Below are 20,064 nucleotides of genomic sequence, written 5' to 3' on the forward strand. Positions count from 1 at the left end.
GAAAGTGCACGTTACCATGCGTGCCGTCACTTGTCGAATGGGAGACCACCATGGCCGCAACGCGGGACCGTGTCCGCATCGTCGATACGACGGTGCTGTCCGATGACTGGTATGTGCTGAAGAAGGTAACGTTCGATTTCCTGCGCCGCGACGGTACGTGGCAGCGTCTGAGCCGCGAAACGTACGACCGCGGCAACGGCGCGACGATCCTGCTGCGCAATGCCGCGACGGGCGACGTGCTGCTCACGCGGCAGTTCCGGATGCCGGCGTTCGTCAACGGACACGACGGGATGCTGCTCGAAGCCGCCGCCGGCCTGCTCGACGACGCGACGCCCGATGCCCGGATTCGCGCGGAGGCCGAAGAGGAAACCGGCTATCGCGTGCGCGGCGTGCGCAAGGTGTTCGAGGCGTTCATGAGTCCGGGCTCGGTGACGGAAAAGCTGCATTTCTTCGTCGGCGAATACGATGCGTCGCTGCGCACGGGCGACGGCGGCGGCATCGCGGAGGAGGGCGAGGATCTCGAGGTCGTCGAGATGCCGCTGCACGCGGCGCTGGATGCCGTCGAGCGGGGCGAGATCGTCGACGCGAAGACGATCATGCTGCTGCAGTACGTCGCGCTGCGGGAACCCGCGGGCGGGCGCGCCGCGGCGGCGTGATGTCGCGGCGCGGCGCCCGAACCGGCGTATGATCGCGCGACGCCACTCGCGCACCGTTCGACGCTTCCGCTGCTCCATCATGCCGATTTCCGACTCGTCCGATTTCACCGATTCCAGCGCCGCTGCCGCATCACTGCCGGCTCATCTGGTCGCGTCCGCCGTCGAGGCGCTCGCGCGTGCCGATGCACTGCTCGTGACGGCCGGCGCCGGCATCGGCGTCGATTCGGGGCTGCCCGATTTTCGCGGCACGGATGGCTTTTGGCGCGCGTATCCGGCGCTGCGCCACGAGCGTTTCGAATTCCACGAGATTGCCTCGCCGCAGGCGTTTCGCGCGCATCCGCAGCTTGCGTGGGGCTTTTACGGCCACCGTCTCGGCCTCTACCGGCAGACGGTGCCGCACGCGGGCTTTGCGATCCTGCGGCGCTGGATGGACGCGATGCCGAACGGCGGCTTCGTGCTGACGAGCAACGTCGACGGCCAGTTCCAGAAGGCCGGTTTCGATCCGGCGCGTGTCGTCGAGATCCACGGTTCGATTCATTCGATGCAGTGCCTGCGACCGTGCTCGGACGACACCTGGGACGCCGCGCCGTTCACGCCCGACGTTGACGCGGCCGCGTGCCGGCTGGTCGGCGAGCTGCCGCGCTGCCCGCATTGCGGCGGCCTCGCGCGACCGAACATCCTGATGTTCGGCGACAACGGCTGGCTCGGCGAACGCTACGACGCGCAGGAGCGGGCCCTTCAGGACTGGATCGCACAGGCGGGATGGGTGACCGTCGTCGAGATCGGCGCGGGCACCGCGATTCCCACCGTGCGTCTCTCGAGCGAACGGCTCGGTGCCGACGTGATCCGCATCAACGCACGCGAGGCCCATGCCCGCCGCGCGGACGTGATCGGGCTGAAGGGCGGCGCGCTCGCGACGCTCGTCGCGCTCGACCGAGCATGGCGCGGCGGCTGAGCGGCGCGGGACGAACCGGCCGGCCGCGGCCGCGCGATCACGGCTGTGCGACGAGCGCCTGGACGAGCGCCGGCGCGATCGGCGAGCCGAGGCCCGTCACGTAGTCGTAGCCGCCCGCTGCGTTGCAGATGCTGCCGCAAGTGCCGTTGGATCCGCTCGTCACGTCGTGATAGTCGCTGCCGTAGGCGTTTTTCCCGACCGTATAGAGCGTGTCGTAGGTGCCGGTCAGCGAATGTTTGCCGGCTGCCGCACGCATCGAATTCGCGATCGCGACGAGCGCCGACCATTGCGGCGCGCCCGCGCTCGTGCCGCCGACCTGGAACCAGCCCGCCTGCCCCTGATAGGTGACCGAGTCGTACACCGCGAAGCCGCTGGACGGATTCGCGTCGTAGCTGACGTCGGGCACACCGCGCTTGCCGGCCACCGGCACCGGCCAGCCGGTCTGCCCGGCCGGCTCGGCCTCGATCGAGCTGACGCCGCCGCCGCTGCCGCTCCACGCGGCCTCGCCGACGTAGGCGCCGGACGCGTCGGTCGACAACGTCGTGCCGCCCACCGCCACCACGTACGGCGACGCCGCCGGGTACTCGGTGCCGGTGCCGCTGTCGCCGGACGATGCGACGAACGTGACGCCCGATACGTTGAAGTGGCTGTCGAAGGCGGTCTCGCTGCCGAACTCGTTGCCGCCGAAGCTCATCGACACGACCGATGCGCCGCGCTTGACCGCGACGTCGACCGCGGCCATCAGGTCGCTGAAGCTCGCCGACGCGGCTTCGACGAGCACGATCTTCGCCTTCGGCGCGATCGCATGCACCCATTCGACGTCGAGCGACATCTCGAGCGACCAGCCCGCGTCCGTCTTGGGTCGCGCGCCGCGCGCGTAGACCTTGGTGAAGCAGCCGTTGGACGAAGTGCACGCCGGCAGCGAGAACGCGTTGCTGAATACGCCGAGATCGGCTTCGATTTTCGGATCGTCGTATGCGTCGACGATCGCGACGACCATCCCGTCGCCCTGGTTGGCGATCGAATCGAACCCGTACGCATGCCGTACGAGCGCGGGTGTGAGGCCGGCTACCGTGGCGGTGTTCGCGCGTTGTTTCGTATGGAACGGCGGGCGCGCATAGCCTTTCGGCGCGCGGTTGCCTTCGACGTAGGACGGGGGGCCGTTGTCCTCGGCGAGCGCGACGCTCGATGCGAGCAGCGACGCGCACAGCGCCGGAATCAACATGGATGACAGGCGGTAATTGTTCATTTTTCGAGTCTCCATGCCGATGGAGTGGTGGGCGAAATTATTTTACGAAACCGGTCGAATGAATTGCATGGAATATCGGCCTGATTCGGGAATGTCTGGATTAGGGAAAACATGCGGAATGCCCGTCAAAGCATGGCTTGCATCGGCGGCGTGGGGCTGCGAGGCTGATTTTTCGACTTCGGGAAAATCAGATGAATAATCGAATTGTTTATAGTGATTTGTAATGTCCTGCGTAATGCGTTGGAAAATGCCGACCCCGGCGGCGCATGGAAATAATGAAGTGCGCGATTCCGGCGCGACACGATCCGGTGCGCGCCGGGGTGCCGGCCGGCATTGCCGGCGCGGCGCGATTGCGCATACAGTTCGGCGTAGGCCGCATCCGCCATGCGGCCTCGTCAGCGAGGAGCTCCCTTGTTCTATTCGATCGTCGCGATCTTCGTCGGCGCCGGGCTCGGCGCATTGCTGCGCTGGTTCCTGAGCCTTGCGCTCAACGCGTTCTTTCCCGCCGTGCCGCTCGGCACGCTCGCCGCGAACCTGATCGGCGGCTACGTGATCGGCATCGCGGCCGTCGCGTTTACCACCCGCGTCGGGCTGCCGCCCGAGTGGCGGCTCTTCGTGATCACCGGCTTCCTCGGCGGCCTCACGACGTTCTCGACCTATTCGGTCGAAGTGATGACGCACGCGGTGCAGGGCGAATTGGGATGGGCGTTCGCGGTGGCTGCCCTACACTTGACTGGATCGTTCACGCTGACGGCGCTCGGCATGTGGACTGCGCGCGCGTGGTTCGCGGCGGCCTGAGCGCGTCGGCATCGGGAGGACGCGATGGACAGGGTCTTCTTGCGCTTCTACGTGCACGAGCAGCACCGGCTGCACTGGAAGCCGCTGTGGGAGTGGTTGCTGGAGGAGGGAAACCGGATGGGCGTCGCGGGCGGTTCCGCGTTTCGTGCGATGGCCGGGTTCGGCAGGCATCGGGTGCTGCACGAGGACCGCTTTTTCGAGCTGCAGGGTTCGCTCGCGATCGAGGTCGAGTTCATCGTCACCGAGGACGAGGCGCAGCAACTGCTCGAGCGGCTGACGCGCGAGAAGGTGCGCGTGTGCTACGCGATGATTCCCGCGCGCTTCGGCGTGATCGACACGCTCGAGGCGCCGCCGGCGCAGGGGCCGGCAGCGTAGCGCAATACGTCAGATGCCGAACATCGTCAGCGACACGGCGGCGCGCGTGACGATCATCAGCAGCACCTGGACGATCACGAACAGCAGGATCGGCGACAGGTCGATGCCGCCCAGGTTCGGAATCACGCGGCGCAGCGGGTTCAGGAACGGCGCGGTGAGCTGGTAGAGGATCGGCATCGCCGGCGAGCGCGGATTGAGCCACGACAGCAGCGCCATCAGGATCGTCATCCAGATCACGAGATTGAGCGCCCACTTCACGACGGTGAGCAGCGCGACCACGACGAGCGTCGCGATCACCGAGGCCGGATCCAGGCCGGCCATCACGACCATCAGCACCACATAGACGAGCGCGGTGAGGAGGGCGGCGACGACGCTTGCCCAGTCGATGCCGCGCACGCCCGCGATCACACGGCGCAGCGGCAGCACGAGCCAGTTGGTCGCCTGCAGCACGGCCTGCGTGACGGGGTTGTACGGCGGCACGCGGACGGCCTGCATCCAGACGCGCAGAATCAGCGCGGCGCCGAACAGCGTGAAGACGGTATTGAGCAGAAAACGGGCGATCTCGCCGAACATCGTTGGCATCCTTTTTATACAGTCGAGTAGCGTGCGGCCGCCAACGCCGGATGGCGGCGCATCGGCCGACACCTTATCACGCCTCGTCTCGCGGCGGGGAGGGGTGCCCGATCGTGCGCTCGAGCGACGTTTCGACGGCCTGCGCAAGCGCCGGCAGCGCGGGCGGCGGCGCCGCGCGCTTCGCCGCGAGCGCGACCGCGCGGCGGGTCATCAGCGCATACAGCGTCGCGTGGTCGCCGCCGCGCGCCTCGAGCAGCGCGAGCTGACGCTCGACGATGCCGGTGTCGCCGCGCGACACCGGGCCTGCCAGGGCGTTCGCGAGGCCCTTGTCGCGCGCGGTCGCGATCGTGCCGGTGAGCATCGGCAGCAGCGCGCGCAACGCGGCTTCCTCGTCGAAGCCGAGGCCGCGCCACAGCTCGACCGCTTCCGACAGCCCGCACAGCGCGAAGCTCGCCGCGTAATGCGCGGCCGCGTGATACAGCATTCGGCCGCCGGCCGGAATCGACAGCGGATGGCAGCCGAGTGCGGCAGCAAGTCGCAGCAGCGTCGCATGCAGCGCGCCGTCGGCTTCGAGCGTGACCGAGCAGCCGTCGATGCGGGTGAGATCGGCGTCCGTGCCGCCGAACAGATAGAGCGGATGGAAGCCGCCCGTGGCCGCGCCTTGCCGCTTTGCCGGATCGAGCAATTCGACCGCCGACGCGCCGCTGCAGTGGACGAGCGCCTGGCTTGCCGCGCGCGCCGCATCGAACCGCAGCGCGGCGGCGGTCGATGCGAGATGGTCGTCGGGCACGGTCAGGAAGATCAGGTCGGCGGCGTCGACGACCTGCTGCGGCGTGTCGACCGCCCGGCAGCCGTCGATGCGCGCGGCAAGCGCCGCGGCCGATTCCGCCGTGCGGCTCGCGATCGCGACGACCGGAAAGCCGGCCGCCGCGAAGCGCAGCGCGAGACAGCGCGCCAGGCGGCCGGCGCCGATGAAGCCGAGGCGGGGAGTGTCGGGGAGGGGCATGGCGGGTCCACGAAGCGCAAACGGAGCAGACGCCAGTATCGCAGGAATGACGGGGCGGTCGTGGATAGGCGGCGTTGCCGAACGGGGACGGCCCGAACGGGCGGCGTTCGCTACGGCCAACCGGTAAATTCTTGAGGTGGCTGTGCCCCGCTTGGCGTGTCGGCCTCCTGTCGCAAATTTGTAATCGTTGATTACTGAAGCATGTGCGCCGCGCTTACCGGATCCGGTAAAACTGACCGGCCGGCATGGCGCGATTCCGCTGGTCGGACGGAATCGCGGGACCCGCGAGGGGGATCGCCGGTCCGCGCAGCCCTGCCGCACGGTGGCCGCGGCCGCGTGGAATTGCAATTTGCAACAAATGCGCGATACGCGCGCGGCGCGTTTTCGCTACATTGCATCCATGCGACGTGCATGCCCGCCGTTGCCGACAGGAGCGCACAAATTACCGCTCCAGCAGGAGAATCGAAGTGAAAAAGCTCATTCCGTTCATCGCCGTCGCCGCGCTGGCCCTGGGTGCCGCAAGCGCCGCGCAGGCTCACGTGTCGATCGGGGTCGGCATCGGTGTCCCGGTCGCACCTGCGTATCCCGTGTATGCGCCGCCTCCGCCCGTGTACTACGCACCGCCCCCGCCCGTGTATTACGCGCCGGCGCCGGCTTACTATGCACCGCCCGCCGTGGTCGTCGGCGGCTACGGTGGCTACTACGGCCGTCCGTACTGGCGTCACGGCTACGGCGGCTGGGGTCACCACGGCTGGCGTCGTTGACGCATTCCGCGTGGCGGCCTGACCGCGCGCGGCAAAACGGCGCAACGTCCCTCGCGGGGCGTTGCGCCGTTTTTCATTCGGGGCGCGGCGGTCACGCCGCGTGGGCAATCAGGTCGCGGTAGCCGCCGACGATCACGCTGTACGAGAAATACGCGAACAGCAGCGCCGACGCGACGTGGCACGCGCGCATCATCCCCGCGCCCGCGCGCTTGCGGCCCTGGCTCGCGAGCGTGCACATGAAGAGCGTCCACGCGAGGCCGCCGAGGAAGAAGCCGGACAGGAACACCGACGCCGTCGCCGGCGTGGTCGCGCCGGCTTTCGCGATCAGCGCGCCGCCGACCGCCGCGAACCACAGGATCGCGCTCGGCGACGACATCGCAAGCAGCATCCCGCGCACGAAGCTGCGCCGCGCGCTGGCACGCGGCTGCGGTGTTTCGTCGGCCGTGCCGTCGCCGGCGCTGCCGGCCGGCGCGAGCGCTTCACGCGCCATCTTCCACGTGAGGAACAGCAGCATCGCACCGCCGCCGATCCAGACGATCCAGCGCACGGCCTCGAATTGCAGCAGCACGGCCATGCCCGCGAGCGCGAGCGCCGCGTAGACGAGATCGCCGAAGCAAGAGCCGACGCCGAGCCAGAAGCCCGGCCGGAAGCCGTGCGACAGCGTCAGCGACAGCATCGCGACGTTGACGAGGCCGATGTCGAGACACAGCGACAGCGACAGGAAGAACCCGTCGGACAGCATCGAGGCGGGGGGAAAGCTCATCGTCGTTCTTGTCGGGTGCGTTCAAGGCGTGGACTTACAGTCCGATTTCCTGCCAGAGCCGGTCGACGCGCGCCTTCACGGCCGCATCCATCTCGATCGGGCGACCCCATTCGCGGTTCGTCTCGCCGGGCCACTTGTTGGTCGCGTCGAGCCCCATCTTCGAGCCGAGGCCCGCGACGGGCGACGCGAAATCGAGATAGTCGATCGGCGTGCTGTCGACCATCACGGTGTCGCGCACGGGGTCCACGCGCGTCGTGATCGCCCAGATCACCTCGTTCCAGTCGCGGATGTTCACGTCCTCGTCGACGACCACGATGAACTTCGTATACATGAACTGCCGCAGGAAGCTCCACACGCCGAACATCACGCGCTTCGCATGGCCGGCGTAGCTCTTCTTCATCTGGACGATGGCCATCCGGTAGCTGCAGCCTTCCGGCGGCAGGTAGAAGTCGGTGATCTCGGTGAACTGCTTCTGCAGCAGCGGCACGAACACCTCGTTGAGCGCGACGCCGAGCACGGCCGGCTCGTCGGGTGGTTTGCCGGTATAGGTCGAGTGATAGATCGCGTCGCGGCGCATCGTGATCCGCTCGACGGTGAACACCGGGAACCACTCCTGCTCGTTGTAGTAGCCGGTGTGGTCGCCGTACGGGCCTTCGAGCGCGTGTTCGTATGCGGCGGCCGCGTTGCCGGCCGGCCGCGGCGGTGCGCCGGCCGGGGCAGGGGCGGGCGCGCCTTCCTGCGGATGGATGAAGCCTTCGAGCACGATCTCCGCGCGCGCGGGCACCTGCAGCGTATCGACGCCGGGCGTCAGGCACTTCGCGAGTTCGGTGCGGCTGCCGCGCAGCAGGCCGGCGAACTGATACTCGGACAGCGAATCGGGCACGGGCGTCACCGCGCCGAGCGTCGTGGCCGGATCGGCGCCGAGCACGACCGCGACCGGATACGGCTTGCCGGGGTTCTGCAGCGCGAATTCGCGGAAGTCCAGCGCACCGCCGCGATGCGCGAGCCAGCGCATGATCAGCTTGTTGCGGCCGATCAGCTGCTGGCGATAGATGCCGAGGTTCTGGCGCGGCTTGTTTGGCCCGCGCGTGACCGTGAGGCCCCACGTGACGAGCGGCCCAGCGTCGCCGGGCCAGCAGGTCTGGATCGGCAGCTTGTTCAGGTCGACGTCGGCGCCCTCCCAGACGATCTCCTGGCACGGCGGCGACGACACCGATTTCGGCGCCATGTCCCATACGGCCTTCGCGAGCGACAGCAGCTTGCCGGCGTCCTTCAGGCTCTTCGGCGGATCCGGCTCCTTCAGCGCGGACAGCAGCCGCCCGAGGTCGCGCAGCGAGCCGAGCGCGGCGTCGTCGCCCGCATCGACACCCATGCCGAGCGCCACGCGGCGCGGCGTGCCGAACAGGTTGCCGAGCACCGGGAACGCATTGCCGGGCGGCGCTGCGAACAGCAGCGCCGGGCCGCCGGCACGCAGCACGCGGTCGCACAGTTCGGTCATTTCGAGCACGGGCGACACGGGCTGCGTGACGCGCCGCAGTTCGCCGAGCGCCTCGAGGCGCTGGATGAAATCGCGTAAGTCTTTGTATTTCATGAAGAAGGTCCGGGCCGCCCGCAAAGCGGGCAGCGATGGGCGGGCGCAGCGGCCGGCTGCGGCCCCGAATCGACCGACGATTTTACCCGGGCGGCCGCTCGCACGCCCGGCGGAGAAAAATGTCGACGACGCGCAGAGCCCCTACGGCAGGGGGCCGGCGATCTGAAGGGCGATTCAAAATTACTTTTTGTTATAATTTCAAAGTTTTATAGTGTTGACGATCTATAAAACCCTGCTAGAATCCGCTCACATTGGTTGCAGGGTAAAAGGCTTCGAGCCGCCAATCACCGATCTTTGACGCAGCGCGTCACCGTCCGCCGAAACCTGCACGGCGTATTCGACGGCCTTTGTCGTAGTCCCAGCCAGCGCCACCAGACGCTGGTTTTTTGCGTGGGTGCCACCGCGTATGCCCGCCTCGCCCACTGTGCGAAGGTGCAGGCCCTCTTACACCGTGGCCTCGAACGGTACTTATACCGTTTCCCCGATGCTTGCGCGTCCCAACCAAGGCGTGCGGTGTCGTGATTCCGCGGCGCGTTTTCCGTCTCGCCAACGAGCAGAGCGAGCCGCACGAGTCATGTTCATGGGAGATGATCTGAATGAACGCTTGGTTATCGTGGCGTCCCAGTGAGCAGCATGCGCAAATCGTGCGCAACATGCTGCGTCGCGGGACGCGTGTCAGTCACCATCTATTCAGCGTTGTCGGCTGTCTCGCCGTCGCGGTCGCACTTGCCCTGTGGCTGCTGCCGACCGTGCGCGGGAATCTCGCCGCGAAGCTGATGCCGGTCGTATCCGCGGCCGTGCAGGCCGGTCCGGCCCGTCTGCTGACCGGTCATCCGCTGCCGAACTTCGCGCCCGCTGGCGCGCAGCCGCAGCAGGAAGACGTCCCTGAAACGGATGCGCTCGCCGTCGGTCTCGACGTCGCACCGGAAACCGCCGCGCAGAACGATGCGTCCGATCCGGCCCGTAACGGCCCGTCGCCCGTCGCGCTGGCGAAACTGATCCCGACCCAGCGGGTCCCGGCCGATGCGCGCGACGATCGCGCGCTCGCGTCGAACCGCGAACAGGCGCTGGTCGCCACCTACCTGTCGCGCCGTTACCGGGTCGCGCAGGAGCCGCTCGGCCAGCTCGTCAAGGCTGCTTTCCAGACCGGCCGCGACGTCGGCCTCGATCCGCTGCTGCTGCTGTCCGTGATGGCGATCGAATCGGGCTTCAACCCGTACGCGGAAAGCGGCGTCGGCGCACAAGGCCTGATGCAGGTCATGTCGAAGGTTCATTCCGACAAATTCGAGTATTTCGGCGGTACCGACACCGCGCTGCAGCCGCTCGCGAACCTGCAGGTCGGCGCGCTCGTGCTGAAGGACTGCATCGCGCGCGGCGGCTCGCTCGCGAACGGCCTGCGCCTGTACAACGGCTCGACCAACCCGGACGACACCGCCTACGGCTCGAAGGTCATGGCCGAGCGCGGTCGCCTGCGCGACGTCGCGCATGGCCGCAGCGTGCCGGTCAATGCGCCGCAGGCGCCGGCCCAGCCGTCGAAGCCGATCGTGACCGCGGCCGTGACGGCATCGGCCGGCGGCGCCAAGCGCGTGCATGCGACGCTCGACGGCGCGCAGCCGATCACCGCGAAGGCGGCTGCCGCGCCGAAGGGCGCGCCGCAGCAGGACGACGCGAGCGTCGATACCGCGAAGCAGGCGCACGGCGGCGACCACTCGGAACTCGGCGCGTAACGTCCCGCGGTTCCGGCCAGGCTCCAGCAAAAAGGCACCCGAATCGGGTGCCTTTTTCTTTTGCGCGGCCGGAAAGGCCGGCGTGCCGGCCGGGAACGCGGTCAGTGCTGGCCGAAGAGTGTCGCGAGCCGCTCGACGGCCTCTTCGAGGCGCGAGTAGGCGGTCGCATAGGACAGCCGGATATAGTCGCGCGGTGCATGCACGCCGAAATCCATGCCCGGCACCAGCACGACACCCGCGTCGTGCAGCATCGCCTGCGTGAGCGCCGCGCTGTCGCCGGCCGCGGGATGAGCGACGCCGCCGCAGTGCGCATACACGTAGAACGCACCGTCCGGCATCACGGGCACGGTGAAGCCGAGCTTCTCGAGCGCTGGCGCGATGAAGTCGCGGCGACGCTTGAATTCGAGGCGGCGCGCCTCGTAGATGTCGAGCGCCGCCGGCTCGAAGCACGCGAGCGCCGCGTGCTGCGCGAGCGCAGACGGACAGATGAACAGGTTCTGCGACAGCTTTTCGAAGGTACCGACGAGCGCGGGCGGCACGACGAGCCAGCCGAGTCGCCAGCCAGTCATGCTGAAGTACTTCGAGAAGCTGTTCACGGTGACGACGTCGTCGCCGAACGACAGCGCCGACACGGGCGCCGCGTCGTAGCTGAGCCCCTGGTAGATTTCGTCGACGATCGTGAAGCCGCCGCGTGCGCGCACGGCTTCGACGATCCGCTTCAGCTCGTCCGGCTCGAGCGACGTGCCGGTCGGGTTCGACGGCGACGCGAGCAGCACGCCGCGCGTGCGACTGCCCCAGCGCGTGCGGACGTCGTCCGCGGTGAGCTGGAAGCGCGCTTCCGGGCCGCTCGGCACGAGCACCGGCCGACCTTCGGCCGCCGCGACGAAGTGCCGGTTGCACGGATACGACGGGTCGGGCATCAGCACCTCGTCGTCGCGGCCGACGAGCGCCAGGCACGCAAGCAGCAGCGCGGCGGAGGCGCCGGCCGTCACGACGATCCGCTCGGGGCTGATCGTGAGACCGTAGGCGCGTGCATAGTGCGCGGCGATCGCTTCGCGCAGCGGCGCGATGCCGAGCGCGCTCGTGTACTGCGTGACGCCGCGGCGCAGCGCGGCCGCCGCCGCCTCGACGACGGGCTCCGGCGCGGTGAAATCCGGTTCGCCGATGCCCATGTGGATAACATCGCGCCCGGAGGACTCGAGCCGCTGTGCCTCCTTCATCAGTTCCATCACGTAGAAGGGCTGGATCGCGTCGACGCGTGCGGCGAGCGTGACGAGCGAATCGGCGGTGGTATTCATCGGTCGGGCGGAGCGGGGAGGGGGAGGGAGAACGAAAAACGGGCGCTTGCGCGCCCGTCTGCCTGCGGAATCAGCCGTTGCGGCGCGCCTGCGTTTCGGCGGGGCGCAGCTTCGCGGCGAGCTTGTCGAGCACGCCGTTGACGTACTTGTAGCCGTCGGAGCCGCCGAACGTCTTCGCGAGTTCGACTGCTTCGTTGATGATCACGCGGTACGGCGTTTCGACATGATGCGTGAGCTCGAACGTCGCGATCAGCAGCACGGCGCGTTCGACCGGCGACAGCTGATCGACCGGACGGTCCAGCGACGGCGTGAGGGCTTCGACGAGCGTCGCATGCTCGCGAATCACGCCGTGCAGGATCGCGTCGAGCAGCTCCTTGTCGGCCTTGTCGTAACCGAGCGCGCCGCGCAGTTGCGCGTCGATCTCGCCGGAGGCCGCGTTCGACAGCAGCCACTGATACAGGCCCTGCGTCGCCAGCTCGCGCGATTGTCGGCGGGCGCTCTTCTTCATGCGCGCTCCTCTTCGTCGTCTTCGTCCTCTTCTTCCTCGTCCTCGTCGTCGCCGAGCTGGTCGAGTGCCATCGTCAGGTTGGCCATCTCGACCGCGACGCGTGCGGCGTCACGACCCTTTTCGGTCATGCGCGCGACGGCTTGCTCGTCGTTTTCGGTCGTCAGGACCGCGTTGGCGATCGGCAGGTTGAAGTCGAGGCCGATGCGGGTGATGCCCGCGCCGCTTTCGTTCGACACGAGTTCGAAGTGGTACGTCTCGCCGCGGATCACCGCGCCGAGCGCGATCAGTGCGTCGAACTGGCCGCTTTCTGCGAGCTTTTGCAGCGCGAGCGGGATTTCCAGCGCGCCGGGCACCGATACGAGCAGCACGTCTTCACCGGAGACGCCGAGGCGCTCGAGTTCCTCGACGCACGCATCGGCGAGGCCGTTGCAGACGGGTTCGTTGAAGCGGGATTGCACGATGCCGATACGCAGGCCGTCGCCTTCGAGATTCGGTTGGTATTGTCCGATTTCCATGATCTGGTCCGTGGTGTGGATGAACGGTTATAGGGCGAAAGCGTCGTGGCGGGTTACGCGTGGGACGCCGGGCAGGACTTGGCTTCGCCGCCGGGCATCGGAATGAAGCCCGTGACTTCGAGGCCGTAGCCGGACATGCTGCCCAGCTTGCGCGGATTCGACAGCACCTGCATCTTGCCGACGCCGACGTCGCGCAGGATCTGCGCGCCGATGCCGAACGTCTTGAAATCGACTGGCCGGCGCTTCAGCGCAGCGGCCTTTTCTTCCTCGTCGAACGCCTTGAAGACGTCGATCAGATGTTCCTTCGTGTCGCCGCAGTTGAGCAGCACGATCACGCCGAGGTCGCGTTCCGCGATCTCGTGCATCGCCGCGTCGAGCGTCCACGAGTGCGTCGAGATGCCCGTCTCGAGCAGATCGAGGACCGACAGCGGCTCGTGCACGCGCACGGGCGTATCGACGTCGGGCGACGGCGTGCCGCGCACCAGCGCGATGTGCGGCGAGCCGCTCGGCTGGTCGCGGTACAGCACCGCGCGGAACGTGCCGTGCGCGGTCTGCATCGTGCGCTCGGCGATCCGCTCGATGATCGATTCGGTGCGGCTGCGGTACTGGATCAGGTCGGCGATCGTGCCGATCTTCAGATCGTGTTCCTTCGCGAACTCGAGCAGGTCGGGCAGGCGCGCCATCGTGCCGTCGTCCTTGATGACCTCGCAGATCACCGCGGCGGGCGTGAGCCCGGCAAGCGCGGTGAAGTCGCAGCCGGCCTCGGTGTGGCCGGCGCGCACGAGCACTCCGCCCGGCTGCGCCATGATCGGGAACACGTGGCCCGGCTGCACGATGTGCTCGGGGCGGACGTCGTGCGCGACCGCCGTGGCGATCGTGTGTGCGCGGTCGGCGGCCGAGATGCCGGTCGTCACGCCTTCGGCCGCTTCGATGCTGACTGTGAACGCGGTGCCGTATTGCGTGCCGTTGCGGTAGGTCATCAGCGGCAGGTGCAGCTGCTTGCAGCGTTCCTGCGTCAACGTCAGACAAATCAGGCCACGGCCGTACTTGGCCATGAAGTTGATCGCTTCCGGCGTGACGAATTCGGCGGCGATCACGAGGTCGCCTTCGTTTTCGCGGTCTTCTTCGTCGACCAGGATCACCATCCGGCCGGCTTTCAACTCCGCGATGATGTCGAGCGTGGAGGCGAGCGTCATAAGGGGGCGAGAGAGAGGAAAGTGCGTATTTTACGCCAGCCGGACCGCGTTTCGGCTGGCACCGGCTGCGCGCGGCCGGCGAGCGCGCCGGAAAGCGGTGCGGCCGGCCGTCGGGACGGGCCTGCCCGGGCCGGCGCGGGCCGCCCGAAGACGGGCCGCCGCAGGCCGGCCGAGGCCCGGCCGTGCGTCACGCCTGGTCGTTACGGCCGCCGAGGTAGTCGAGCTTGCCGAGCTCGACGCCGCTGTGGCGCAGGATGTCGTACGCCGTCGTCACGTGGAAGAAGAAGTTGGGCAGCACGAAATTCAGCAGATACGACTGGCCGGTGAACTCGATCGGGCCGACGCGCATCTTGAGCACGACCTGGCGCGCTTCGCTGCCGTCGATCTGCGCGGCGTCGAAGCCTTTCAGATAGTCGATCGTCTTCTGGATGCGCGCGTGCAGTTCGTCGAATGTCTGCTCGACGTCGGGATAGCTCGGGATGTCGACGCCGGCAAGCCGTGCGGCGCAGCCCTTGGCCGTGTCGGTCGCGATATACACCTGGCGGACGAGCGGCAGCATGTCCGGATAGAGGCGTGCGCCGATGAACACCGACGGGTCGATCTGCTTCTCGGCCGCATGCGCCTGCGCCTTGCCGAGGATGTGCTGCAGGTTGGTGAGGCCGCGGATCAGGACGGGCAGCGAAGCCTGGTACATCGAGATGGACATGGGGACGACTCCTGGAGGAAAAGGGGCAGCCGGTACGCGGCGCACCGCGCGCCGCGGCGCCGAAACCGCTGCCGTTGCATCTTAGCGCGACGGGATGACCCGTGCGCGTCGTTGGCCATCAGGCCAGGTGCCGGGCCACGCCGCCGGGCGCCATTTCCCATCCAGCGGGCGGAACCGCCTGGTCAGTCCTGAGGCACGCCCTGCGATGCCGACATCATCCGCTCCACATACCGCGCGATCATGTCGATTTCGAGATTGACCTTGTCGCCGGCCTTCACGTGACGCAGCGTCGTGACCTCGACCGTATGCGGGATCAGGTTGATCGAGAACTCGCAGCCGTCGGCGCGATCGTCGACCGAATTGACGGTCAGGCTCACGCCGTTGACCGTGATCGAGCCCTTGTACGCGAGATAGCGGCCGAGCTCGCGCGGCGCGACGATCCGCAGCTCGTGCGATTCGCCGACCGGCGCGAAGCGCGTCACGGTGCCCAGGCCGTCGACGTGGCCCGACACGATGTGCCCGCCGAGGCGGTCGTGCGCGCGCAGCGCCTTCTCGAGGTTCACTTCGCCGGGCTGCGCGAGGCCGACCGTGCGGTTCAGGCTTTCGCGCGACACGTCGACGTCGAATCCGGTGTCGGTTTTTTCGATCACCGTCATGCACGCGCCCTGGATCGCGATGCTGTCGCCGAGCGCGACATCGGTCAGGTCGAGCCCGCCCGCCTGCACGGTCAGCCGCACGCCCGCCTCGGGCGACGCGCCGAGCGGGTTGATCGCTTCGATGCGGCCGACGGCCGCGACAATTCCGGTAAACATCGTGACGGCTCCGTTCAAAGCGTGGCGGAGGGCGGCGCGACACGCGCCAGGATCCGCAGATCGTCGCCGATCCGCTCGACGCTGTGGAACGCGAGTCGCGTGCGGGCGTCGAGGCTCGCCGGCGCGGCGAGGTCGAACATGCCGGCCGCGTCGCTGCCGAGCAGGCTCGGCGCGAGGTAGACCAGCAGCTCGTCGACGCACTGCTCGCGCAGCAGCGAGCCGTTCAGCTTGTGACCGGCCTCGACGTGCAGTTCGTTGACGCCGCGCGCGCCGAGTGCAGCCAGCATCGCGGGCAGGTCGACCTTGCCGTACGCATTCGCGAGCGGCACGATTTCCGCGCCGCGCGATTTCAGCACGTTCGCGCGCACTTCGCCGGCGGCGTCGAGCCGGCCGCAGAAGATCAGCAGCGGCGCGCCTTCGAGCAGGCGCGCATCGAGCGGCAGGTCGAGGCGGCTGTCGACCAGCACGCGCTGCGGCTGGCGCGGCGTGTCGACGCCGCGCACGGTCAGGAGCGGGTTGTCCTCGCGCACGGTGCCGATCCCGGTGAGGATCGCGCATGCGCGCGCGCGCCAAGCATGGCCGTCGAGGCGCGCGGCCTCGCCGGTGATCCACTGGCTTTCGCCGGACGGCAGCGCGGTGCGTGCGTCGAGCGACGCGGCCGTCTTCATCCGCACCCACGGGCGGCCGCGCGTCATCCGTGACACGAAGCCGATGTTCAGTTCGCCCGCTTCGTTCGCGAGCAGCCCGCAGCGCACGTCGATGCCCGCGTCGCGCAGCATCCCGAGGCCGCGCCCCGACACCTGCGGATTCGGGTCTTCCATCGCCGCGACGACCTTCGCGACGCGCGCGTCGATCAGCGCGTTCGCGCACGGCGGCGTGCGGCCGAAGTGGCTGCACGGCTCGAGCGTCACGTACACTGTGGAGCCGGCGACGTCATGGCCGCGCGCACGCGCGTCCTTCAGCGCCTGCACTTCCGCGTGGTCCTGGCCGGCCGGCTGCGTGAAGCCTTCGCCGATCACGTCGCCGTCCTTGACGATCACGCAGCCGACGCGCGGGTTCGGCGCGGTCGTATACATGCCGCGCGCCGCGAGCGTCAGCGCGCGCTGCATGTGGGCGAAATCGGTATCAGAGAACATGCGTGCGGACCCGGGTCAGGCGGCGAGGGCCGCGAATGCGCGGCGTGCGGCCGCGAGCGTCGCGTCGATCACCGCGTCGTCGTGCGTGCTCGACACGAAGCCGGCCTCGTACGCGGACGGCGCGAAGTACACGCCTTCGTCGAGCATCAGGTGGAAGAAGCGGTTGAAGCGCTCGACGTTGCTCTTCGTCACTTCCGCGAAGCTGACCGGCACGCGCTCGGCGAAGTACAGGCCGAACATCGCGCCGATCGAGTCGGCGGCGAACGGCACGCCGGCCGCGCGCGCTTCGGCCGCGAGGCCGTCGGCGAGGCGCTTCGTCTGCGCGGTCAGCGCGTCGTAGAAGCCGGGCGCCTGGATCAGTTGCAGCGTCTTCAGGCCCGCGGCGACCGCGATCGGGTTGCCCGACAGCGTGCCGGCCTGGTACACGCCGCCGAGCGGCGCGAGGTGGGCCATGATGTCGCGACGGCCGCCGAACGCGGCGGCCGGCATCCCGCCGCCGATCACCTTGCCGAGGCAGGTGAGGTCGGCCGCGATCCCGTAGTACGCCTGCGCGCCGCCCAGCGCGACGCGGAAGCCGCACATCACCTCGTCGAAGATCAGCACGGCGCCGTGCTTCGTGCACAGCGCGCGCAGCGCGTTCAGGAATTCGGGCGTGCCGCGCACGAGGTTCATGTTGCCCGCGACGGGCTCGACGATCACCGCGGCGATCTCGTCGCCGAACGCGCCGAACGCTTCTTCGAGCGCGGCGACGTTGTTGTATTCGAGGACGGTCGTGTGTTTCGCGATGTCGGCGGGCACGCCGGCCGACGTCGGGTTGCCGAACGTCAGCAGGCCGGAGCCGGCCTTGACCAGCAGGCTGTCCGCGTGGCCGTGATAGCAGCCCTCGAACTTGACGATGCGGCTGCGGCCCGTGAAGCCGCGCGCGAGACGCAGCGCGCTCATCGTGGCCTCGGTGCCGCTCGACACCATCCGCACCTGCTCGATCGACGGCACGAGCTTGCAGATTTCCTCGGCGATCTCGATTTCCGCCTCGGTCGGCGCGCCGAACGAGAAGCCGTCGGCGAGCACGTTCTGCACGGCCGACAGCACTTCCGGATGAACGTGGCCGACGATCATCGGGCCCCACGACCCGATGTAGTCGATGTACTGCTTGCCGTCGGCATCCCAGAAGTACGGGCCCTGCGCGCGCGAGACGAAACGCGGCGTGCCGCCGACCGAACGGAAGGCGCGCACCGGCGAGTTGACGCCGCCCGGAATGGTCTTCTGGGCGCGTTCGAAGAGGATCTGATTGTTGGACATGTGCGAAACCTGCGAGAGAAGGGCGCGGGGGGCCTGTGCACGGGCCGCGGCGCCTGGGCGGAACGATCGTCCGATTGTACCGGAGACGCGCATGACGGGCCCGCCGCGCGGTCTGCGGCCTTTCGGCACGCGGGGGACTGGCCGGCGCGCATGGCCGGCGTCCGATCCGGCCCGTTTATCGCGGCGGCTTGCGCTTGCCGGTCAGTTCGGCCCAGCGCTTCTCCAGCGGCCCTTCGACCATCGGCTTGATCGACGTGCCGGAGGACTGCGCGTCCCAGGTCTGCACCGAGTATGGATGCACGCGCAGCGCGTCGCGCGGGATCACGACGTCCTGGTGGGCGTCGACCAGCCAGTCGTAGACGAAATCGATGCACAGCCGGTAGCCGCGCTTCGTCGCCGGGTCCGGCACTTCGTAGGGCGCGCGCGTCACGTAGCCCGAGCCGAACACGCCCTTCGGCTCCTTCGCGACGCGGTGCAGGAACACGCGATCGCCCGGCAAGATGCCGCGGGCGAAGCCGCAGCCCCACACGTCGTGCACGGCCTCGCCGGCCTTCACGCGCGCGGCGACGTCGGGCAGCTCGGGCCACGGCCATTTCTTGGGGCTCCAGATCAGCAGGAAAGCGGTCATCGGTTCGGTCGTGCGTCGATTGGGTCGGACAGGAAGAGCGGGGAGCCGCAAGCTTAATCGAATCCGCGTGCGGCCTCGTGCCGCCTCGCGCGCCGGCGGCGGCGATCGGCCGTACGGCGCCGTCCGGCCGTGCGCGGCGCCCGGCCGCCGGCACGCGAAAAAGTTGCGCGTACAATCATGGGCCTGAGCGCCGTCCGCGGCGCGGCCTCCCGTCTTCACCGCCACGTGCGCCCCGATGCGCGCGGGCCTCCATTCCGGATACCCATGTCCCACGTCGTCCGGCGCCGGCCCGATGCCCGGCTGATCCTGTTGCTTGGCGCGCTCGCCGCTTGCGGGCCGATCGCCACCGACATGTACCTGCCGAGCCTGCCGTCGATCGCCGACGGCTTTTCCGTCAGCCCCGGCGCCGCGCAGCGAACGCTGACGAGTTTCATGGCCGGCTTCTCGATCGGCATGCTGCTGTACGGTCCGATGTCCGATACGTGGGGCCGCCGGCCCGTGCTGCTCGGCGGCATCGCGCTGTTCACGCTCGCGAGCATCGGCTGCTTCGTGTCGAATTCGATCGACATGCTGATCCTCGTGCGGTTCCTGCAGGCGCTCGGCGCCGGCGCGGCGTCGGTGCTGTCGCGTGCGATCGCGCGCGACGCGCACGAGCCGACCGATGCGGCGAAGGTGCTGTCGATGGTCGCGATCGTCACCGCGGTCGGGCCGCTGCTCGCGCCGCTGATCGGTGGGCAGATCCTGCGCTTCTCGGGCTGGCGCGGCGTGTTCGTCGTGCTGGCCGTGTTCGGTGCGGTGTGCGCGACGACCGCGTACCTGCGCGTGCCCGAAACCTGGCCGAAGGAGCGGCGCAAGAGCGCGGCCGTGCTCGCGTCGTTCGCATCGTACGGGCGCATCCTCTCCGATCCGGTCGCGTGGGGGCACATGCTGTGCGGCGGGATGGCGTTCGCGTCGATGTTCTCGTACATCACCGCGACGCCGTTCGTGTACATCGAGTATTTTCACGTGTCGCCGCAGCACTACGGGTTGCTGTTCGGCCTGAACGTCGTCGGGATCATGATCGGCAATTTCGCGAATACGCGGCTCGTCGGCCGCGTCGGCTCGCTGCGCATCATCGCGGCCGCATCGCTCGTGAGCTGCATCGCGTCGCTCGCGGTTGCGCTCGTCGCGCTGACCGGGTGGGGCGGGCTGTGGTCGATCGTCGTGTGCCTGTTCTTCGTGGTCGGCGTGGTCGGGATCCTGTCCGCGAACTGCACGACCGACCTGATGCATCGCTATCCGCACAACGCGGGCGCGTCGGCGGCCGTGTTCGGCGCGATGCAGCTCGCGCTGGGCGCGATCGCGAGCGTCGCGATCGGCGCACTCGCGGACGGCACGCCGTTCGCGATGGGCGTGACGATCGGCGTCACCGGCGTGCTGTGTTTCGTCGGCCGCTCCCTCGTGCTGCGCTGGCATGGCCGGCCGGTGAAAGCAGGCGCCTGAGCCGCCGCGGCATGAAAAAACGCCACC

The 20,064-nt window shown here is 68.5% G+C and carries 22 protein-coding genes; 7 read left to right on the forward strand and 15 right to left on the reverse strand.

Features of this window, described 5'->3' with window-relative positions:
* The first annotated feature begins 50 nt into the window (after positions 1-50).
* Together WS46_RS13015 and WS46_RS13020 are read left to right on the forward strand one after the other, a co-directional pair.
* Positions 51-656, forward strand: coding sequence for an NUDIX domain-containing protein (locus WS46_RS13015; RefSeq protein WP_059530245.1), 606 nt, complete (start codon positions 51-53; stop codon positions 654-656).
* Positions 657-735: 79 nt separating this feature from the next.
* Positions 736-1,611, forward strand: a complete 876-nt coding sequence (locus WS46_RS13020; protein WP_059690768.1) for a Sir2 family NAD-dependent protein deacetylase — start codon at positions 736-738, stop codon at positions 1,609-1,611.
* A 37-nt stretch (positions 1,612-1,648) separates the two neighbouring features.
* Here WS46_RS13020 and WS46_RS13025 read toward each other — a convergent pair whose 3' ends face one another.
* Positions 1,649-2,860, reverse strand: a complete 1,212-nt coding sequence (locus WS46_RS13025; RefSeq protein ID WP_059690769.1) for a S53 family peptidase — start codon at positions 2,858-2,860, stop codon at positions 1,649-1,651.
* A 125-nt stretch (positions 2,861-2,985) separates the two neighbouring features.
* Positions 2,986-3,246: a hypothetical protein gene (locus tag WS46_RS35285; protein ID WP_156443131.1), complete on the reverse strand. Its 261-nt coding sequence runs from the start codon at positions 3,244-3,246 to the stop codon at positions 2,986-2,988.
* A 25-nt stretch (positions 3,247-3,271) separates the two neighbouring features.
* On the opposite strand from WS46_RS35285, the gene crcB reads away from it, so the two are divergent.
* Together crcB and WS46_RS13035 are read left to right on the forward strand one after the other, a co-directional pair.
* Positions 3,272-3,658 (forward strand): fluoride efflux transporter CrcB, encoded by a 387-nt coding sequence (crcB, locus tag WS46_RS13030; RefSeq protein ID WP_059530237.1) that lies wholly within the window; start codon positions 3,272-3,274, stop codon positions 3,656-3,658.
* Positions 3,659-3,682: 24 nt separating this feature from the next.
* On the forward strand, positions 3,683-4,033 hold the full coding sequence (locus WS46_RS13035) for a DUF190 domain-containing protein (RefSeq protein WP_059690770.1): 351 nt from the start codon (positions 3,683-3,685) through the stop codon (positions 4,031-4,033).
* Positions 4,034-4,042: 9 nt separating this feature from the next.
* Here WS46_RS13035 and WS46_RS13040 read toward each other — a convergent pair whose 3' ends face one another.
* Together WS46_RS13040 and WS46_RS13045 are read right to left on the reverse strand one after the other, a co-directional pair.
* Positions 4,043-4,606: a YggT family protein gene (locus tag WS46_RS13040; protein WP_059530230.1), complete on the reverse strand. Its 564-nt coding sequence runs from the start codon at positions 4,604-4,606 to the stop codon at positions 4,043-4,045.
* A 76-nt stretch (positions 4,607-4,682) separates the two neighbouring features.
* A complete protein-coding gene (locus WS46_RS13045; RefSeq protein WP_059690771.1) occupies positions 4,683-5,612 on the reverse strand; it encodes a Rossmann-like and DUF2520 domain-containing protein in 930 nt (309 codons plus the stop codon).
* Between the two features lie 467 nt (positions 5,613-6,079).
* Here WS46_RS13045 and WS46_RS13050 point away from each other — a divergent pair, with 467 nt between their 5' ends.
* On the forward strand, positions 6,080-6,376 hold the full coding sequence (locus tag WS46_RS13050) for a hypothetical protein (protein WP_059690772.1): 297 nt from the start codon (positions 6,080-6,082) through the stop codon (positions 6,374-6,376).
* 91 nt (positions 6,377-6,467) lie between these two features.
* Here WS46_RS13050 and WS46_RS13055 read toward each other — a convergent pair whose 3' ends face one another.
* Both WS46_RS13055 and WS46_RS13060 read right to left on the reverse strand, forming a co-directional pair.
* Positions 6,468-7,139 carry a LysE family translocator gene (locus WS46_RS13055; RefSeq protein ID WP_059690773.1) on the reverse strand — a complete coding sequence of 224 codons (672 nt, stop codon included), beginning with the start codon at positions 7,137-7,139 and terminating at the stop codon, positions 6,468-6,470.
* Positions 7,140-7,173: 34 nt separating this feature from the next.
* Positions 7,174-8,730 (reverse strand): UbiD family decarboxylase, encoded by a 1,557-nt coding sequence (locus WS46_RS13060; protein ID WP_059690774.1) that lies wholly within the window; start codon positions 8,728-8,730, stop codon positions 7,174-7,176.
* A 596-nt stretch (positions 8,731-9,326) separates the two neighbouring features.
* Here WS46_RS13060 and WS46_RS13065 point away from each other — a divergent pair.
* A complete protein-coding gene (locus WS46_RS13065; RefSeq protein ID WP_059530220.1) occupies positions 9,327-10,457 on the forward strand; it encodes a transglycosylase SLT domain-containing protein in 1,131 nt (376 codons plus the stop codon).
* 101 nt (positions 10,458-10,558) lie between these two features.
* On the opposite strand, the gene WS46_RS13070 is transcribed toward WS46_RS13065, so the two are convergent.
* From WS46_RS13070 to WS46_RS13110, 9 genes are all read right to left on the reverse strand, one after another.
* On the reverse strand, positions 10,559-11,755 hold the full coding sequence (locus tag WS46_RS13070) for a pyridoxal phosphate-dependent aminotransferase (protein WP_059690775.1): 1,197 nt from the start codon (positions 11,753-11,755) through the stop codon (positions 10,559-10,561).
* 70 nt (positions 11,756-11,825) lie between these two features.
* Positions 11,826-12,263 (reverse strand): transcription antitermination factor NusB, encoded by a 438-nt coding sequence (nusB, locus tag WS46_RS13075; RefSeq protein WP_059530215.1) that lies wholly within the window; start codon positions 12,261-12,263, stop codon positions 11,826-11,828.
* Entirely contained in the window at positions 12,260-12,778 is a 519-nt protein-coding gene (ribH, locus tag WS46_RS13080; protein WP_059530212.1) for a 6,7-dimethyl-8-ribityllumazine synthase, read from the reverse strand. The genes nusB and ribH overlap by 4 nt, the downstream gene beginning before the upstream one ends.
* 53 nt (positions 12,779-12,831) lie before the next feature.
* Positions 12,832-13,974 carry a bifunctional 3,4-dihydroxy-2-butanone-4-phosphate synthase/GTP cyclohydrolase II gene (gene ribBA, locus WS46_RS13085; protein ID WP_059530209.1) on the reverse strand — a complete coding sequence of 381 codons (1,143 nt, stop codon included), beginning with the start codon at positions 13,972-13,974 and terminating at the stop codon, positions 12,832-12,834.
* Positions 13,975-14,161: 187 nt separating this feature from the next.
* Positions 14,162-14,680: a DUF1993 family protein gene (locus WS46_RS13090; protein WP_059530206.1), complete on the reverse strand. Its 519-nt coding sequence runs from the start codon at positions 14,678-14,680 to the stop codon at positions 14,162-14,164.
* 182 nt (positions 14,681-14,862) lie between these two features.
* On the reverse strand, positions 14,863-15,492 hold the full coding sequence (locus tag WS46_RS13095) for a riboflavin synthase (protein ID WP_059690776.1): 630 nt from the start codon (positions 15,490-15,492) through the stop codon (positions 14,863-14,865).
* 14 nt (positions 15,493-15,506) lie between these two features.
* Positions 15,507-16,628 carry a bifunctional diaminohydroxyphosphoribosylaminopyrimidine deaminase/5-amino-6-(5-phosphoribosylamino)uracil reductase RibD gene (ribD, locus tag WS46_RS13100; protein ID WP_059690777.1) on the reverse strand — a complete coding sequence of 374 codons (1,122 nt, stop codon included), beginning with the start codon at positions 16,626-16,628 and terminating at the stop codon, positions 15,507-15,509.
* A 15-nt stretch (positions 16,629-16,643) separates the two neighbouring features.
* Complete coding sequence (gene hemL / locus WS46_RS13105; RefSeq protein ID WP_059530198.1) at positions 16,644-17,927, reverse strand: glutamate-1-semialdehyde 2,1-aminomutase; 1,284 nt, start codon at positions 17,925-17,927, stop codon at positions 16,644-16,646.
* A gap of 175 nt (positions 17,928-18,102) precedes the next feature.
* The gene (locus tag WS46_RS13110) at positions 18,103-18,555 is read right to left on the reverse strand and encodes a hypothetical protein (RefSeq protein ID WP_059448147.1); all 453 of its coding nucleotides are present in this window, start codon (positions 18,553-18,555) and stop codon (positions 18,103-18,105) included.
* A gap of 264 nt (positions 18,556-18,819) precedes the next feature.
* Between WS46_RS13110 and WS46_RS13115 the strand changes: the two genes are divergently transcribed.
* Positions 18,820-20,037 carry a Bcr/CflA family multidrug efflux MFS transporter gene (locus WS46_RS13115; RefSeq protein WP_059530194.1) on the forward strand — a complete coding sequence of 406 codons (1,218 nt, stop codon included), beginning with the start codon at positions 18,820-18,822 and terminating at the stop codon, positions 20,035-20,037.
* The last annotated feature ends 27 nt before the right edge of the window (positions 20,038-20,064 follow it).

Origin of the sequence: Burkholderia sp. RF4-BP95 (genome assembly GCF_001521985.1) — a bacterium.
Taxonomy (GTDB): domain Bacteria; phylum Pseudomonadota; class Gammaproteobacteria; order Burkholderiales; family Burkholderiaceae; genus Burkholderia; species Burkholderia diffusa.

Bases quoted from the DNA above. Each gene is read 5' to 3' on its own strand.
- WS46_RS13015 (WP_059530245.1), top strand. From the start codon at position 51: ATGGCCGCAACGCGGGACCGTGTCCGCATCGTCGATACGACGGTGCTG.
- WS46_RS13020 (WP_059690768.1), top strand. From the start codon at position 736: ATGCCGATTTCCGACTCGTCCGATTTCACCGATTCCAGCGCCGCTGCC.
- WS46_RS13025 (WP_059690769.1), bottom strand. From the start codon at position 2,860: ATGAACAATTACCGCCTGTCATCCATGTTGATTCCGGCGCTGTGCGCG.
- WS46_RS35285 (WP_156443131.1), bottom strand. From the start codon at position 3,246: ATGGCGGATGCGGCCTACGCCGAACTGTATGCGCAATCGCGCCGCGCC.
- WS46_RS13035 (WP_059690770.1), top strand. From the start codon at position 3,683: ATGGACAGGGTCTTCTTGCGCTTCTACGTGCACGAGCAGCACCGGCTG.
- WS46_RS13040 (WP_059530230.1), bottom strand. From the start codon at position 4,606: ATGTTCGGCGAGATCGCCCGTTTTCTGCTCAATACCGTCTTCACGCTG.
- WS46_RS13045 (WP_059690771.1), bottom strand. From the start codon at position 5,612: ATGCCCCTCCCCGACACTCCCCGCCTCGGCTTCATCGGCGCCGGCCGC.
- WS46_RS13055 (WP_059690773.1), bottom strand. From the start codon at position 7,139: ATGAGCTTTCCCCCCGCCTCGATGCTGTCCGACGGGTTCTTCCTGTCG.
- WS46_RS13060 (WP_059690774.1), bottom strand. From the start codon at position 8,730: ATGAAATACAAAGACTTACGCGATTTCATCCAGCGCCTCGAGGCGCTC.
- WS46_RS13065 (WP_059530220.1), top strand. From the start codon at position 9,327: ATGAACGCTTGGTTATCGTGGCGTCCCAGTGAGCAGCATGCGCAAATC.
- WS46_RS13070 (WP_059690775.1), bottom strand. From the start codon at position 11,755: ATGAATACCACCGCCGATTCGCTCGTCACGCTCGCCGCACGCGTCGAC.
- nusB (WP_059530215.1), bottom strand. From the start codon at position 12,263: ATGAAGAAGAGCGCCCGCCGACAATCGCGCGAGCTGGCGACGCAGGGC.
- ribH (WP_059530212.1), bottom strand. From the start codon at position 12,778: ATGGAAATCGGACAATACCAACCGAATCTCGAAGGCGACGGCCTGCGT.
- ribBA (WP_059530209.1), bottom strand. From the start codon at position 13,974: ATGACGCTCGCCTCCACGCTCGACATCATCGCGGAGTTGAAAGCCGGC.
- WS46_RS13090 (WP_059530206.1), bottom strand. From the start codon at position 14,680: ATGTCCATCTCGATGTACCAGGCTTCGCTGCCCGTCCTGATCCGCGGC.
- WS46_RS13095 (WP_059690776.1), bottom strand. From the start codon at position 15,492: ATGTTTACCGGAATTGTCGCGGCCGTCGGCCGCATCGAAGCGATCAAC.
- ribD (WP_059690777.1), bottom strand. From the start codon at position 16,628: ATGTTCTCTGATACCGATTTCGCCCACATGCAGCGCGCGCTGACGCTC.
- hemL (WP_059530198.1), bottom strand. From the start codon at position 17,927: ATGTCCAACAATCAGATCCTCTTCGAACGCGCCCAGAAGACCATTCCG.
- WS46_RS13110 (WP_059448147.1), bottom strand. From the start codon at position 18,555: ATGACCGCTTTCCTGCTGATCTGGAGCCCCAAGAAATGGCCGTGGCCC.
- WS46_RS13115 (WP_059530194.1), top strand. From the start codon at position 18,820: ATGTCCCACGTCGTCCGGCGCCGGCCCGATGCCCGGCTGATCCTGTTG.